The organism is Azospirillum rugosum (assembly GCF_017876155.1).
Classification (GTDB): Bacteria; Pseudomonadota; Alphaproteobacteria; order Azospirillales; family Azospirillaceae; genus Azospirillum; species Azospirillum rugosum.
This window is the reverse complement of record NZ_JAGINP010000008.1, coordinates 167,934-182,368: the sequence shown is the minus strand read 5'-3', so window position 1 is coordinate 182,368 and position 14,435 is coordinate 167,934. Positions and strand designations below refer to the sequence as shown.

At 70.7% G+C, this 14,435-nt stretch carries 8 protein-coding genes; 6 read left to right on the top strand and 2 right to left on the bottom strand.

The window, feature by feature from the left end; translation table 11 throughout:
• Positions 1–33: 33 nt before the first annotated feature.
• From J2851_RS13190 to J2851_RS13165, 6 genes are read left to right on the top strand one after another with little or no spacing between them, the layout of a single operon-like run.
• Complete coding sequence (locus J2851_RS13190; RefSeq protein WP_307420480.1) at positions 34–1,119, top strand: LuxE/PaaK family acyltransferase; 1,086 nt, start codon at positions 34–36, stop codon at positions 1,117–1,119.
• Positions 1,120–1,123: 4 nt separating this feature from the next.
• A complete protein-coding gene (locus J2851_RS13185; protein ID WP_209766732.1) occupies positions 1,124–2,578 on the top strand; it encodes an acyl-CoA reductase in 1,455 nt (484 codons plus the stop codon).
• A 13-nt stretch (positions 2,579–2,591) separates the two neighbouring features.
• On the top strand, positions 2,592–3,365 hold the full coding sequence (locus J2851_RS13180) for an ABC transporter ATP-binding protein (protein WP_209766731.1): 774 nt from the start codon (positions 2,592–2,594) through the stop codon (positions 3,363–3,365).
• Positions 3,362–4,111, top strand: coding sequence for an ABC transporter permease (locus J2851_RS13175; RefSeq protein ID WP_209766730.1), 750 nt, complete (start codon positions 3,362–3,364; stop codon positions 4,109–4,111). The genes J2851_RS13180 and J2851_RS13175 overlap by 4 nt, the downstream gene beginning before the upstream one ends.
• A 22-nt stretch (positions 4,112–4,133) precedes the next feature.
• On the top strand, positions 4,134–5,132 hold the full coding sequence (locus J2851_RS13170; protein WP_209766729.1) for an ABC transporter substrate-binding protein: 999 nt from the start codon (positions 4,134–4,136) through the stop codon (positions 5,130–5,132).
• A gap of 18 nt (positions 5,133–5,150) precedes the next feature.
• On the top strand, positions 5,151–5,918 hold the full coding sequence (locus J2851_RS13165; protein ID WP_209766728.1) for a 3-oxoacyl-ACP reductase: 768 nt from the start codon (positions 5,151–5,153) through the stop codon (positions 5,916–5,918).
• Here J2851_RS13165 and J2851_RS13160 read toward each other — a convergent pair.
• Both J2851_RS13160 and J2851_RS13155 read right to left on the bottom strand, forming a co-directional pair.
• A complete protein-coding gene (locus J2851_RS13160; RefSeq protein ID WP_209766727.1) occupies positions 5,888–9,952 on the bottom strand; it encodes a hybrid sensor histidine kinase/response regulator in 4,065 nt (1,354 codons plus the stop codon). The genes J2851_RS13165 and J2851_RS13160 overlap by 31 nt on opposite strands.
• 46 nt (positions 9,953–9,998) lie before the next feature.
• Positions 9,999–14,273 (bottom strand): response regulator, encoded by a 4,275-nt coding sequence (locus J2851_RS13155; RefSeq protein ID WP_209766726.1) that lies wholly within the window; start codon positions 14,271–14,273, stop codon positions 9,999–10,001.
• Positions 14,274–14,435 lie beyond the last annotated feature (162 nt).

Genomic DNA, 14,435 nt, shown 5'->3' with positions numbered 1-14,435 from the left:
CCTTGGGTTCCGTCGCGAAAGGTGTGTCAGGACGTGTCAGACGGTCGTGCTTCCGAATCCCGCGTCATCGAGGAGTTGCTGGCCTTCATCGGTGCGGACGGCGCTGATGAGGACGCGTTCAACCGCATGGCGCTGGCGGTCTTCGCCCACCAGTTCGAACACAACCAGCCCTACCGCCGCTTCGCCGTGCAGCGGGGCCGGACGGCGCGCACGGTCAAGAGCTGGCGCGATGTTCCCGCCGTCCCGATCAGCGCCTTCAAGGAACTGACCCTGACATGCCGGCCGCCGGAGGCGTGCGAACGGGTCTTCATGACCAGCGGCACGACCCAGGGCGTGCGCGGCAAGAGCCACCACCCGACCATGGCGGTCTGGGACCGCTCGATGACCCTGAACTTCCGCCGCCGCTTCATGCAAGACCGGGAGCGGCTGCGCATGGGCATCCTGTTCCCGACGGAGGAGGCGATGCCCAACTCCTCCCTGGCCCGCTATCTGGCGCTGGCCATGCGGACCTTCGGGGCGGAGGGCAGCCGCAATTTCCTCGGGGACGGCGGCCTCGACATTGCCGCGGTGACCGAGGACCTGGCGCGGGCGGAGCAGGCGGGGGAGCCCTACTCCCTGCTGGGAGCCAGCTACAGCTTCGTCCACCTGATGGACGCGCTGGATGGGCGGCGCTTCGCCCTTCCCGAAGGCAGCCGCATCCTGGACACCGGCGGTTTCAAGGGCCAGTCGCGGGAGATGGAGGCCGACGCCTTCTACGACCAGCTCTCCGCCACCTTCGGCGTGCCGCGCCGCTCCTGCATCAACATGTACGGCATGACGGAGTTGAGCAGCCAGTTCTACGACGACGGCAACGAGGCCTGCCCGTCCGTGAAGTCGGGCCCGCACTGGATCCGCAGCCGCGTCGTGAACCCGCTGACGGGGGAGGAGGTGCCGAAGGGAACTGTCGGCGTCCTGGTGCACCATGACCTTGCGCATTTCAACTGCGCCTCGGCCATCCTGACGGAGGATGCGGGGATCGCGGTGGAAGGCGGCTTCCGCCTGCTCGGCCGGGCCGACGGCGCGGACGCCAAGGGCTGCTCCCTGGCGGTCGAGGAGTTCCTGAAGGCCGCGCGGGTCTGACGTGATGGAACGGGAGGTCGCCGGATACCTGCCGGGGTTGCCCGCCGACCAGGTCGACTGGCGGACCCTGACCTTCGCCCGCGGCAACGAGGCGCTGGAGGTCGCGGTCCCGGTGCTGACCGACGCGCAGGTCGCAGCACTCGCCGCCCGCGTCCGGGACGCCGCCCGCCGCACGCTGAAAACCCGGATGGTCGCCGACATCGCCGCGACCATCGACCGCGCGGTGGCGCGGCTGCTCGACCGCGACGATCCCTGGCGCCGGAAGGCCGAACGGCTCCTGCCGCTCGTCACCGGCTACGACGCGGAGATGGTCCGGCTGGGCCTCACCGGCTATTTGAAGACCTTCCGCCGGCCGGAGTTGCAGAAATTCCTGGTGGAGGACTTCGCCAACCCCTCCATCCTCGACGACTTCCAGCCCATGCCGAAGGGTGGCTTCGCCAAGGCCTTCGGGCCGGAACTGCTGCTGCACGTCTGGGCCGGCAATGTGCCGGGCCTGCCGTTGTGGAGCCTGATCTCCGGCCTGTTGGTCAAGGCCGGCACGGTCGGCAAGGTCCCCACCGCCGAACCCCTGTTTGCCGGCTGGTTCGCGCAAATCCTGGCGGAGGTCGACCCGGACCTCGCCGATTGCCTTGCCATCGTCTGGTGGAAGGGCGGCGACGAGGCGCAGGAGCTGATATGGCTCGCCCAGGCGGACACCGTCGTCGCCTACGGCGGCAACGACGCGCTGGCGGCGATCCGCGGCCGCGTGCCGATCACCACGCGCTTCCTGCCCTACGGGCACAAGATCAGCTTCGGGATGGTGGCGCGCGCGGCGCTCGACGCCGGGAAGGCTTCCATGGTCGCGAACCGGGCGGCCTACGACGTGGTCCGCTACGACCAGCAGGGCTGCTACTCGCCGCAGCTGTTCTTCGTAGAGCGCGGCGGGCGGGTGTCGCCGCGGGAGTTCGCCGGCTACCTCGCCAGCGAACTGGCGGCCTATGAGACCCGCTTCCCCCGCCGCGCCCTGTCCATGGCGGAGGCCGGCAGCGTCGCGTCCTGGCGCAACGTGGAGGAAATGAAGTCCTTCGCCCAGCCCACCCGCACCCTGCTCGGCGACCCCGCCGGCGCCTGGAGCGTGGCCTACGCCGACGCGCCGGAAGGCCTCTCCCCCTGCGGCCTAAACCGCACCGTTACCGTCGTCGCCGTGGACCGGCTGGAGGACGCCGTCCCCGGCCTCGCCCCCCACCGCGCCTTCCTCCAGACCGTCGGCGTCGCCGCGTCGCCGGAAGAGCTGCACCGGCTGGCCGGGCTGCTGGGCGCGGTCGGGGTGACGCGGATCTGCGCGCTCGGCCGCATGACGGCGCCGGAGGCCGGCTGGCACCACGACGGCCGCTTCAACCTGCTCGACCTCGTCACCCTGACGGAGATCGAACAGTCGGCGGAGCAGGCGGCCGACGCCTTCGCCCGCTACGTCGATTGAGGGGGCCGGCACCATGAGCTTCGTGTCGATCGACAGCGCCAGCTACGACGTCCAGCCGGGCCAATCCATCGTCGACCGCATCGACTGGACCATCCCGGCGGGCGAGTTCCATTGCCTCGTCGGGCGCAGCGGCTGCGGGAAGACGACCCTTCTGAAGCTCGCCGCCGGCCTGCTGCAACCGACCGCGGGCGCCATCCGCATCCGGGGCAACACGGTGCGGGAACCGAGCCCGGAGGTGGGCTTCGTCTTCCAGACGCCGACCCTGCTGGAGTGGCATACGGCGCTCGACAACGTCCTGCTGCCCCTGTCGCTGAAGCGCCGCCCGCGGCCGGAGGACCGGCGCAAGGCCGAGGAATTGCTGGATCTCGTCGGCCTGTCCGGCCTGGAAGGGCGCCACCCGCGTGCCCTGTCCGGCGGGCAGCAGAGCCGCGTCGCCATCGCCCGCGCGCTGATCACCGAACCCGCGCTGCTCCTGCTCGACGAGCCCTTCGCGGCGCTCGACGCCATCACGCGGGAGGAGTTGCAGGACGACCTGCTGCGCCTCTGTGCGCTCCGCGGCACCACGGTACTGTTCGTCACCCACGACATCGCGGAGGCCATCTACCTCGCCGACCGCGTCGCGGTGATGGAGGCCGGGCGCCTGCACCACACCCTGGCCGTCGACCTGCCCCGGCCGCGCGGGCGCGAGGCCCGCTACAGCCCGCGCTTCACCGCCCTGTGCCGGGAGCTTCGCCGGGCCATGGACGGCGCTCCGGTGCAGCCCGTGCCCCTGGACGCCGCGTCATGACCGCCCGCATCGGATCGGCGCTCCTTCTCGTTCTGCTGCTTGGCGGGTGGGAGCTGTACGGGCGCCTGTCCGGCATCCCGTCGCTGGTCGTGCCCCTGCCGTCCGCCGTCCTGCAAACCCTGTGGGACGGTCTCGCGACCGGTTTCCTTCTGCCGCACATCGCCATGACCAGCGCGGAAATGACGCTCGGCCTCGCCATCGGCTGCGCGGTGGGGTTCCTGGCCGGCGTGCTGCTGGCGGAGGTGGAGGGGCTGCGCCGCCTGCTCTACCCCTACATCATCGCCAGCCAAGTGGTGCCGAAGCTGGCGCTGGGGCCGCTCTTCATCGTCTGGTTCGGCTTCGGCATGACCTCCACCGTGGTGATCACGGCGCTGATCTGCTTCTTCCCGCTGCTGGAAAACACCATAACCGGCCTCGGCCAGGTCGACCCCAACAAGCGGGAGCTGTTCCGCATGCTGCGGGCGACGCGCCTGCAAACCCTGCTGCGGCTGAAGATCCCCGCCGGGCTGCCGGTGATCCTGGCCGGCGTGCGCGTATCCGTCGTGCTGGCGCTGGTCGGCGCAGTGGTCGGGGAGTTCATCGGCGGGCGCACGGGCCTCGGCGCCTCCATCATCGCCGCACAGGGCATGATGGATTCCACCCTGATGTTCGCCCTGTTCATCGTCATCACGGCGCTGGGCATGGCCTTCTACCAGGCCGCCGCCGCGATCGAGCGGTGGCTGCTGCGCCGCCATTGGACCAACTGACAGGGCTGAAAGGCCGACGACCATGAAGACACGCTTTTCCGGACTGCTGCGTTCCCTCGGCATGGTCGCCTTGGCCGGCGTGATCGGCTTGGCCGGGGCGGGTAGAGCGCTGGCCCAGGACAAAGTGACGGTCGCCGGCTGGAGCCAGCCGATCAGCGAGATCACCAACCTGCTGGCCGAACCGGACAAGGGCTTTTTCAAGGCCAAGGGGATCGCGTTGGACTATGTGCCGGGCAACGGCGGCGGGGCGGCGATCCAGAACATGCTGACGGGGCAGGCCGACGTCGCCTTCACCGACCCGGCCTCCTTCTTCCTGGCGCTGGACAAGGGGCAGAAGCTGGTCGCCATCTACAACATCTACCCGCAGAACGTCTTCAACGTGGTGTCGCCGAAGGAGCGCAACATCACCAAGCCGGCGGACCTGAAGGGCAAGAAGATCGGCGTCTACAGCCTGTCCAGCGGCACCTACCAGAACCTCCAGGTGCTGCTGCATCAGGTCGGCCTGTCGGAAAAGGACGTGACCATCGAGGTGGCCGGCCTGCTGAACTTCGCCCCCGTGATCCAGGGTCAGGTGGACGCCACCGCGGCGACCGACACCGGCCTCTACGTCGGCCTCCAGAAGGGGCTGAAGGACGTCAACGTCATCGAGGTGAAGGACACGCTGAACCTGCCCAGCGATATCTTCGTGGTGACGGAGGACACCTACCGGACGAAGAAGGACGTGCTGAAGCGCTTCCTCGCCGCCTACCGCGACAGCGCCGCCTGGATGATCGCCCAGCCGGAGGAGGCCGCCCGCATCGCCGTCACCCGCGCCATCAACGGCCGCGACGAGGCGACCAACCTCGCCATCATCAAGCTGCGCAACGCCTCCAGCCAGTCGGACACGACGAAGGCCAAGGGCCTCGGCGTCTTCGAACCGGAGCTGATGCAGAAGGGCGCCGACACCTTCAAGCAGCTGGGCCTGATCACGAAGGATTTGGACATGTCCAAGCTGGTCGTGACCGACCTCATCCCGCAATAACGGCAACGGCGCGGATCCATGGACTTCCGGGAAAAGACCGTCCTCGTCACCGGCGCCAGCCGCGGCATCGGCGCCGCCATCGCCAAGGCCTTCGCGGCGGAAGGGGCGATGGTCGTCGTCAACTACCTGCGCAACGCGGACGCTGCGGAGCGGGTGGCGGAGGACTGCCGCGCCCTGGGCGGCGACGGCTGGGCCGTCCAGGCCGACGTGACCGACGAGGGTGCCGTGCGCGCCATGGTGGAGCGTGTGGGGGAGGAGGTCGGTCCCCTCGACGCCGTGGTCAACAACGCCTTCCGGCCCTACGCCTTCGACCCGGACAAGCGGACCCTGTTCTGGGACGCGGCCTGGGCCGATTACCAAGGGCAGGTCGACGGCGCCCTGCGGGGCACCTTCAACGTCTGCCAGGCTGTGCTGCCGCTGATGCGCCGGCGCGCGCGGGGCAGCATCGTCAACATGACGACCGACCTCGTCGCCCGCCCGACGGTGCCCTACCACGACTACGCCACCGCCAAGTCCGCCTTGGTCGGCTTCAGCCGCAACCTGGCGACGGAACTCGGGCCGCTCGGCATCCGCGTGAACTGCGTGGCGCCGGGGCTGGTCTACCCGACCGACGCCAGCCGGACGACGAAGGAGGGCGTGAAGGACATGATCATCGCCCAGACCCCGCTGCGCCGGATCGCGACCCCCGACGACGTCACGGGGCCGGTCCTGTTCCTGGCCTCGGACTGGAGCCGCTTCATGACCGGCCAGACGCTCTACGTCGACGGCGGGCTGGTGATGGGGTAGGCCACACCTTCAACCTGCTGAATCCGCGCCGCCCTGAACAGCGCCTTGAAGGATCCCGCGCGCAAGGCGCGCAGGCTGGCGATCCGGTCCCAGTCCAGCTCCGCGCCTCCGCCCGTGCGTGCCTCGATGGCACCGGCGGCGGCGCACAACCGCGTGAGGCCGAGGACTCCGGCGGCGCCGCGCAGCCGGTGCGCCTCGGCGCGCACGGCCTCCGCGTCGCCCGCCGCTGCCGCGGCCTCCAGGGCGGCCAGGGTCCGGCGCGACGTCCGGGCGAACAGACGGCCCAGCCGGATCAGGCCGGCGAATCCCAGACTGTCCATCTGGACGCGCAGGAACGCGAGGTCCAGCCACGCCTCCACCGCCCCATCATCCGAAAGGGCGTTGCGCACGGCGTCGAGGTGGAGCGGCTTGGACACCACCCGCTCCACGCCCGCCCGCCGGCACCGCTCCCGCGTTTCCGCGGTCATGTCGGCCGTCATGACGACGACGCGCAGTGTGTCGGGATGGCCGTCCCGCAGCGCGCGCAGGCGCCGGATCGCCTCGATCCCGTCCATCTCCGGCATGTGCATGTCCATCAGGACGACGTCGAAACGCTTCACGGACGCGGCCTCGGCCGCGGCGGCCCCGCCGTCGACGGCCGTCACCCGATGTCCCAGCTTGCCGATCAGCGCCTGGCCGACCAGCCGGTTCACCGGGTCGTCGTCGACCAGCAGGATGTCGAGGGGCGCCGCCTCCTTCCCCGCCGGCGTTTCGTCGGCGTGCACGGGTTCCTCCGCCACGGCCTCCACCGGCACCGTCAGGCGGAAGGTGCTGCCGACGCCCACCGTGCTCTCCACCGTCAGGGTGCCGCCCAGCGTCGTCGCGATCCGCCGGCAGACCGCCAGCCCCAGCCCGGTTCCGCCGAAGCGCCGCGTGATGGAATCGTCCGCCTGCACGAAGTCCTGGAAAATCGCTTCCCGAAGGTCCGGGGCGATGCCGATCCCGGTGTCCGCGACGCTGAGGCGCAGGTCGCCGCGCGTGTTGCCGGCTTGCGGCGCGAAGTCGAGCGAGATGGTGATCCGGCCCTGTGCCGTGAACTTGACGGCGTTGCCGAGCAGGTTGTGCAGGACGCGGGTCAGCCGGACCCGGGCGCACCGGATCGCCGGCGGCACCCGCGCGCCGATGGACACGTCAACGCGCACGCCGTTGCCGGCCGCCTGGACGGCGAACAGGTCCGCAGCACTGGTGACGAGGTGCCGCGGGTCGACGACGCCCAGTTCAACCCCGTCCTCCTCGGCCTCGCTACGCCCGTATTCCAGGACGCTTTCGACCAGGCTGGCCAGCAGGTTGCCCGACGTCTTAGCGATCTCCAGGTAGCGGCGCTGCTCGCCGTCCATCGCCTTCGGGTCGAGCAGCTGGAGCATCCCCAGCACGCCGTTCAGGGGCGTGCGGATTTCGTGGCTGACCACGGCCAGGAACCGCGATTTCGCCCGGTTGGCCGCCTCGGCCTCCTCCATCGCGCGGCGCGCGCCGGCCTCCCCGGCCAGGGCGCGGGCGCGCTCGGTCTCGACCTCCGCGGTGCGTTGCGCGACCTGACGCTCCAACTCCCGCTGGCGGCGGCGGAGCAGGGCGGTCCACCCCTGCACGGCGCCGACCAGGATCGACAGGCCGGCGATTGCGGCGGCGGTCCGGAACCACAGGGTCTGGTACCAGGCCGGCAGCACCTGGAGCGGGATGGACAGCGTGTGGCCGCTCCACACCCCGTCGCGGTTCGTTCCGCGGATGCTGAGCGTGTAGCGGCCCGGGGACAGGTTGGTGTAGGTCGCCGTCCGGTTGCCGGCGTCCGTTTCGGTCCAGCGGTCGTCGAACGGCTCCAGCCGGTAGGCGTAGCGGTTGCGCTCCGGCGCGGAGAAGTCCAGGGCGGCGAACTCCACCCTCACGCTGCGGTCGTCGGGCGTGACGACGATGGGTGATGAGGGCGGGACCGTCCGGCCGCCGACGCGGATGTCCGTCGCCACCAGCGGCGGCTGGAACTCCCACTGCGGCCGGCGACCGGGCTTGACCACGGTCATCCCGCCGAACCCGCCGAACAGCAGCGTGCCGTCGGGCAGCCGGGCGCCCGACCCGACCCAATGGGTGCGGATTCCGGCGCCGTCCATCGGGCCGAAGTTGCGGATGGTCAGGGTCTGCGGATCGATCGTGGCGAGACGGTCGCCGCCGGCGGCCCAAATCCGCCCGTCGTCGCCTTCCTGGAGCACCGTGACCGTGTCGTGCGGCAGCCCGTTCGCGGCGTTGAGCGTCCGGAAGCGGGCACGGCCGCTGTCGAACGGTTCCTCGGAAGGGTCGAGAATGCCGATGCCGCCGGCCGTGCCGACCCAAAGCCGTCCCTGGCCGTCCTCCAGCAGCGTGTGGACGATGTCGTTGGGCAGGCTGGTCAGGTCGTCCTGGTCGTGCAGGAACCGGCGGAAGGCCCCCCGCGCCGGATCGAACAGGTTCAGGCCCCGCTGGGTGCCCACCCAGAGCCGTCCCGCACCGTCGCGCAGCAGGCTCTGCACGCTGTTGTCGCTGAGGCTGTCCGGCCGGTCGGCCTGGTGCTTGAACAGCTCCACGGTCCCGCGTTGCGGGTCGATGCGCGCCAGCCCCATGCTGCCCCCGGCCCACAGCGTGGGCCCGTCGGCCATCAGGGACAGGATGTTGGCCATGCCCAGCGGCCGGAAGACGGACGCCGTCCCGCCAGACGATGGTCCAATGGCGGCCTGGACCCGGTACAGGCCGCCGGTCGTTCCGGCCCAGACCTCGGCGTTCTCGGGGCCGCCTTCGGGCGTGGCGATGGCCTGGATCATGGTGCCGGGCAGACCGTTGCCCGGTTCCTCCGACGGGGCGATGACCTGTTCGATGCGGCCCGCGGCGGGGTCGAGCAGGGCGATCCCCTTGTCGCGGAACGCCAGCCAGACCTTGCCGTCGGCGCGGACCGTCATGCTGCGCACATATTTGCCCGGCAGTCCGGACGGTTTGCCGGGAAGGACGGTCAGGATACCGCGGTCGTGCGGGTCGTGGCGGTCCACCCCGCCCAGCCCGCTCGCCCACACAAGGCCCGACCGGTCGACCAGGAGGCCGAGGATGGAATCGTCGGCGATGCTGGTCGGGCTGGCCGGATCGTTGCGGAAGGAGCGGACGGCGCCGGTCGCCACGTCCAGTTCCCGGATGCCCCCGCCGAACTCCGCGATCCACAGCGTTCCGGGCTCGGGCTCGACGATGGCGGACACCCGCTGCCCCGACGGGGCCATGGCCTCCACCAAGCGCGCCTCGGTCCCGACGATGCTGCCGAACCGACCGGCCGCCGTGCCGAAGCGGATCGTGCCGGAGGAGTCCTCGAATAGGGCCGTGGCGACGACGGAGCCCGCAGGGCCGTCCACCGCGCGGAAACGCTCCTCGCCGGCGGCGCGGCGCCGCAGCCCGGCCGCGGTGCCGAGCCAGAGCGTCCCGGACCGGTCGCGCAGCACGCTGCGGATTTCCCCCGGCGGCAGGCCGACATCCTCGGGCCTGTCGCGGCGCCATCGCCCGGACCGGCCGTCGAGGTGGGCCAGCCCGCTGTTCCCGACGGCCCAGGCCCCCTCCTCCCCGTCGTCCGCCAGTCCGCTCAGCCGGCCGAGGCCGCTGCCCTGGTCGCGGAAGGTGACGAAGCGGTCCTGACGGGAGTCGTACCGCGCGACGAGGCCCGACGCCGTGCCGAGCCAAAGCCGGCCCTGGGCGTCGGTGAACAGGTGCGTGACGATGTTCTCGGGCAGGGAGTCCGGATCTTCGGTGCGGTGCCGGAACACCCGCATGCGATAGCCGTCCCAGCGCGCCAGCCCGCCGGGCGTGCCGATCCAGACATAGCCCTCGCCGTCCTGCGCCAGCGCCGAACCGACGGAGTAGGGCAGGCCCTCGCCCGGGCCGATGTGGCTGAACAGCGAACTGGACAGGCTCGCCCAGGGGTCGCTGCCCCTGTCGAGGGAGTCGGCGTGGGCCGCCGCCGCGAGCACCAGCACGGACGCGCCGAGCGCGCTCCGCATGACGATGGTTGATCCCGAACCGGGACGCCGCCCCCGCGTCATGGCGTCAGGGGCGCCGCGGCTGGTCCCGCACGGCCGTCCGCAGCGCGTCCTTCAGCGTGGCGACGTCGTAGGGCTTGGACAGGTGGACGGCGGGGCCGGACCAGTCCGGGGCCGGCCGGTCGGCGGCGCGGTCGTATCCCGACGCGAACACCACCGGCAGCCCGGGGAAGCGCTGGCGCAGCCTTGCGGCCAACTGTTCGCCCGACAGGCCCGGCAGGCTGATGTCCGTCATCAGCACGTCAACGGACTCATCCCCATCGATCGCCGCCAGGGCGTCCTCGGCGTCCGCCGCCTCGATCACCGTGTGGCCCAGGCTGACCAGCATTTCCTCCGTGGTCATGCGGATCAGCGCGTCGTCCTCCACCAGAAGCACGCGCAGGCCGCCCTGCGCCCCGCCGGCATCGGGTTCCGTCGCGGACGCCTGGGACGGCACAAGGGCGGTGTCCTTCTGCTGCTGGTTGCGCAGGACGTGGCGCAGCTTGCGGGCCAGAACCTCCCGCGTGTAGGGCTTGCTCAGCAGCTCCACCCCGGCGTCGAGCCGGCCGCCGTGGACGATGGCGTTCTGCGTGTAGCCGGAGGTGAACAGCACCGCCAGGTTCGGCAGCCGCTCGCGCGCCTTGCGGGCCAGCTCCGGGCTGCGCAGCGGGCCGGGCATGACGACGTCGGTGAACAGCAGGTCGATCGCCACGCCGCTTTCCAGGATGGCGAGCGCGCTCTGGGCGTCCCGCGCCTGGAGCACGCGGTAACCCAGGTCGTTCAGCATGTCCACCACGGTCTGCCGCACGTCCTCGTCGTCCTCCACGACCAGCACGGTCTCGCTGCCGCCATGCGCCGGCGTGGCGTCGAGGGCGACCGGCAGGTCTTCGGCCTCCTGCGTGCGCGGCAGGTAGAGGCGGATCGTCGTCCCGTGGCCGGGTTCGCTGTAGATCTTGATGTGCCCGCCCGACTGCTTGACGAAGCCGTAGACCATGCTGAGCCCCAGCCCGGTGCCCTGTCCCTCCGGCTTGGTGCTGAAGAAGGGCTCGAACACCCGATCGATCACGTCGGGCGCCATGCCGCAGCCGGTGTCGGTGACGGCCAGCATCACGTATTGGCCGGCCCGGACATCCTCGTGCCGGGCGGCGTACTGGTCGTCCAGCTCGGCGTTGCCGCTCTCGATGGTCAGCGTGCCGCGCCCGCCCATGGCGTCGCGGGCGTTGATCGCCAGGTTCAGCAGGGCGTTCTCCACCTGGGCCGGGTCGACCATGGTGTTCCACAGCCCGCCGCCGCTGATCACCTCGATCTCGATCTCCTCACCCAGCGCGCGGCGCAGCATGTCGTCCAGGCTGCGGATCAGCCGGCCCAGGTTGACCGCCCGCGGCTCCAGCGGTTGGCGCCGCGCGAAGGCCAGCAGCGAGGAGGCCAGCTTGGCCCCGCGCGACACCCCGCTCAGCGCGTTGCGCACCCGGTGCTCCGCCCGCGATTGCCCGGCGACGTCCTTCAGGAGGAGCTGCAAATTGCCGCCGATGACCTGCAGCAGGTTGTTGAAGTCGTGCGCCACACCGCCGGTCAGCTGGCCCACGGCCTCCATCTTCTGGACCCGCCGCAGCTGTTCTTCCGTCTGGCGCAGCACCTCCGCCTGTTCCTTTTCGGCCGTGATGTGCCGCCCATAGGCGTAGAGGAGATCCCCTTCCACCGCCGTTTGCCAGGAAATCCAGCGCGGCGTGCCGTCCTTGTGCCGGTACCGGTTCTCGAAATTGGTCAGGTCCTGCTTCGCCACCGCGGCGTTGAATCCGCTCTGCGTCCAGTCCGCGTCCTCGGACCAGACGAAGTCGTGGAAACTGCGGCCCTCCACCTCCTCCCGCGCGTGCCCCAGGATGGCGGTCCACGCCGGGTTGACCGACCGGAACACCCCGTCCATGCCGAGCACGACGAGCAGGTCGCGGGAGTTCCGCCAGACCCGGTCGCGCTCGACCGTCCGTTCCGCGACGCGCTGTTCCAGCTCCTCGTTGGCTTCGCGCAGGGTCGCGTTCGTCTCCCGGCGCAGCTCCGCCAGCCGCAGCGCGCCCTCCACCCGGGCGAGAAGCTCGCGGGCGCTGAAGGGCTTCACCAGGTAATCGTCGGCGCCCGCCTGCAACCCCTCGATGGACGCCTCCTCCCCCGCCCGCGCGGACAGCAGGATGATGGGAAGCTCCTTGGTGTCCGGGTGCCGGCGCAGGGCGTCGATCACCCCGAAGCCGTCCAGAAGGGGCATCATGACGTCGGACAGCACGAGGTCCGGCCGCACCTGGTGGGCGCGCGCCACCGCCGCCCGGCCGTCGGCCACCGCCTCCACCCGGTAGCCGGCGGTGGTCAGCAGCCGTTCCACATAGCCGCGCATGTCGGTGTTGTCGTCGGCCAGAAGGACGGTCTTTCCCTTCGCGCGCTCCGACGCCTCGGCCGCCATGGGAACCGGCCGCGGCGCCGAGTCGGCGTCCGGCAGCCATTGCAGCGCCTCGGCCACGAACATGTCGGCGCGCGTCGACGTGGCGGTTTGGGGCGGGGCCTGCGGCGGTTCCCGGTGATGCTCCGCCGGCGGGACATGGGCCTTTCCGAAGGGAACGGCGACGGTGAAGGTGGTGCCTTCGCCCACGCGGCTGTCCACCGCGACGGTGCCGCCGTGCAGGTTGGTCAGATCCTTCACCAGCGCCAGCCCGATGCCCGTTCCCTCGTAGGTGCGGCCGACCTGCCCCTCGATCCGGTGGAAGCGGTCGAACACCCGTCCCAACTCGGCCTCCGGGATGCCGGCGCCGCTGTCCTGCACGCGCAGCACCGCTTGCCCGTCCTCCGCCGTCACGGTGACCGAAACTTCGCCCGACAGCGTGAACTTGAAGGCGTTGGAGATCAGGTTGAGGACGATCTTCTCCCACATGTCACGGTCGATCCAGACCGGTTCGGACAGCGGTGGGCACGCGATCCGGTAGCGCAGGCCCGCCTTGTCCATGGCCGACCGGAAGCTGCTCGCCAGATCGGCGGTGTAGGCCGCCAGGTCGACGGGCTCAAACGCCGCGCGCATCCGGCCGGCCTCGATGCGCGAGAAGTCCAGCAGCGCGTTGACCAGGCGCAACAGGCGCTGCCCGTTGCGGTGCACCAGCTCCAGATCAACGCGGTCGACCACCGCGTCCGGGCCGGACTCGGGCGGGTTGCGGTCCAGCATCGCCTCGACCGGACCCAGCATCAGGGTCAGGGGCGTGCGGAACTCGTGGCTGGCGTTTGAGAAGAAGGCGGTCTTGGCGCGGTCGATCTCCGCCAGGGCCTCGGCGCGCCGGCGCTCCCCCTCATAGGCGTCGGCGTTGGCGATGGCCCCGGCGATCTGGCCGGCGACCAGCCCGACGAAGCGCTGGTAGTTGTCGTCGAACAGCCGGAACGGGCTGAGGCCGACGATCAGGATCCCGTCGCGCCCGCTTTCGCTCGCCGCGGGCAGCGGCAGGACGGCGGCCTGCTCCGGCGCCTTGCCCCACGGGCCGGTGGGCAGCCCCGCGCCGAACCGCGCTTGCAGATCGGTCACCAGCTCGACGCCGCGCGACCGGTCGGGCACCGGCCAGACCGAGTCCGGCGCGTCCGTCAGGGTTTCGGGGGCGGCGGGATGGTTTCGGCCGATCCCGCTCCGCGCGCACAGGGAATAGGTCGTCCCACCCGGTTCGGCCAGGTACAGAAGGGCGAAGGGCAGGTCGTGCGCGTCGGCCTCCAGCGCGCGGGCGCTGCGCTCGCACACCTCGTCGCTGCTGCGGGCGTCGCCGGCGCTGGCGGCCAGGTCCCGCAGCAGGGAGAGCTGACGCTCCCCGATCACCAGCAGGGTGTCGTCGGTGTTGGCGCAGATGATCCCGCCGGCGTTGCCGTCGTCGTCGGGGATCGGGCTGTAGGAGAAGGTGTAGTAGGTCTCCTCCGGATAGCCGTAGCGCTCCATGATCAGGAGCTGGTTCTCGACGTAGGTGCCCTCGATGCCGGTCATGGCCTGGGCGAGCATCGGGCCGATGTCGCCCCAGATCTCCCGCCACACGACCGCGGTGGGCTGGCCCAGGCTGTGCGGGTGCTTGCCGCCGATGATCGTCTTGTAGGCGTCGTTGTAGAAGAACAGCAGGTCGGGTCCCCAGCCGATCCAGATCGGCTGCCGCGAGGTCAGCATGATCCGGATGGCGGTCTTCAGGCTCTGCGGCCAGGTCTCGGGCACACCCAACGGCGTGGCGGACCAGTCGAAGGTCCGCATGCGTTCGCCCATTTCGCCGCCCCCGGCGAGAAAGGTCGGGGCAGCCGTTTCCATGGCCGTTCCGCCGCTTCCGCTCATTCGAAGGAGTCCCCTGCTTTCCGGTCGGAACCTTTGGTATGTCATTGATAGAGTGCCTCCCGAAAAATGGCACTCGTTCGAAAGACATAGGCTTTCCCATGGGAAGGAAAACCGTAACCGGTTCGCAAGACGTGGGTT

Bases quoted from the DNA above. Each gene is read 5' to 3' on its own strand.
- J2851_RS13185 (WP_209766732.1), top strand. From the start codon at position 1,124: ATGGAACGGGAGGTCGCCGGATACCTGCCGGGGTTGCCCGCCGACCAG.
- J2851_RS13165 (WP_209766728.1), top strand. From the start codon at position 5,151: ATGGACTTCCGGGAAAAGACCGTCCTCGTCACCGGCGCCAGCCGCGGC.
- J2851_RS13170 (WP_209766729.1), top strand. From the start codon at position 4,134: ATGAAGACACGCTTTTCCGGACTGCTGCGTTCCCTCGGCATGGTCGCC.
- J2851_RS13160 (WP_209766727.1), bottom strand. From the start codon at position 9,952: ATGCGGAGCGCGCTCGGCGCGTCCGTGCTGGTGCTCGCGGCGGCGGCC.
- J2851_RS13175 (WP_209766730.1), top strand. From the start codon at position 3,362: ATGACCGCCCGCATCGGATCGGCGCTCCTTCTCGTTCTGCTGCTTGGC.
- J2851_RS13155 (WP_209766726.1), bottom strand. From the start codon at position 14,273: ATGGAAACGGCTGCCCCGACCTTTCTCGCCGGGGGCGGCGAAATGGGC.
- J2851_RS13180 (WP_209766731.1), top strand. From the start codon at position 2,592: ATGAGCTTCGTGTCGATCGACAGCGCCAGCTACGACGTCCAGCCGGGC.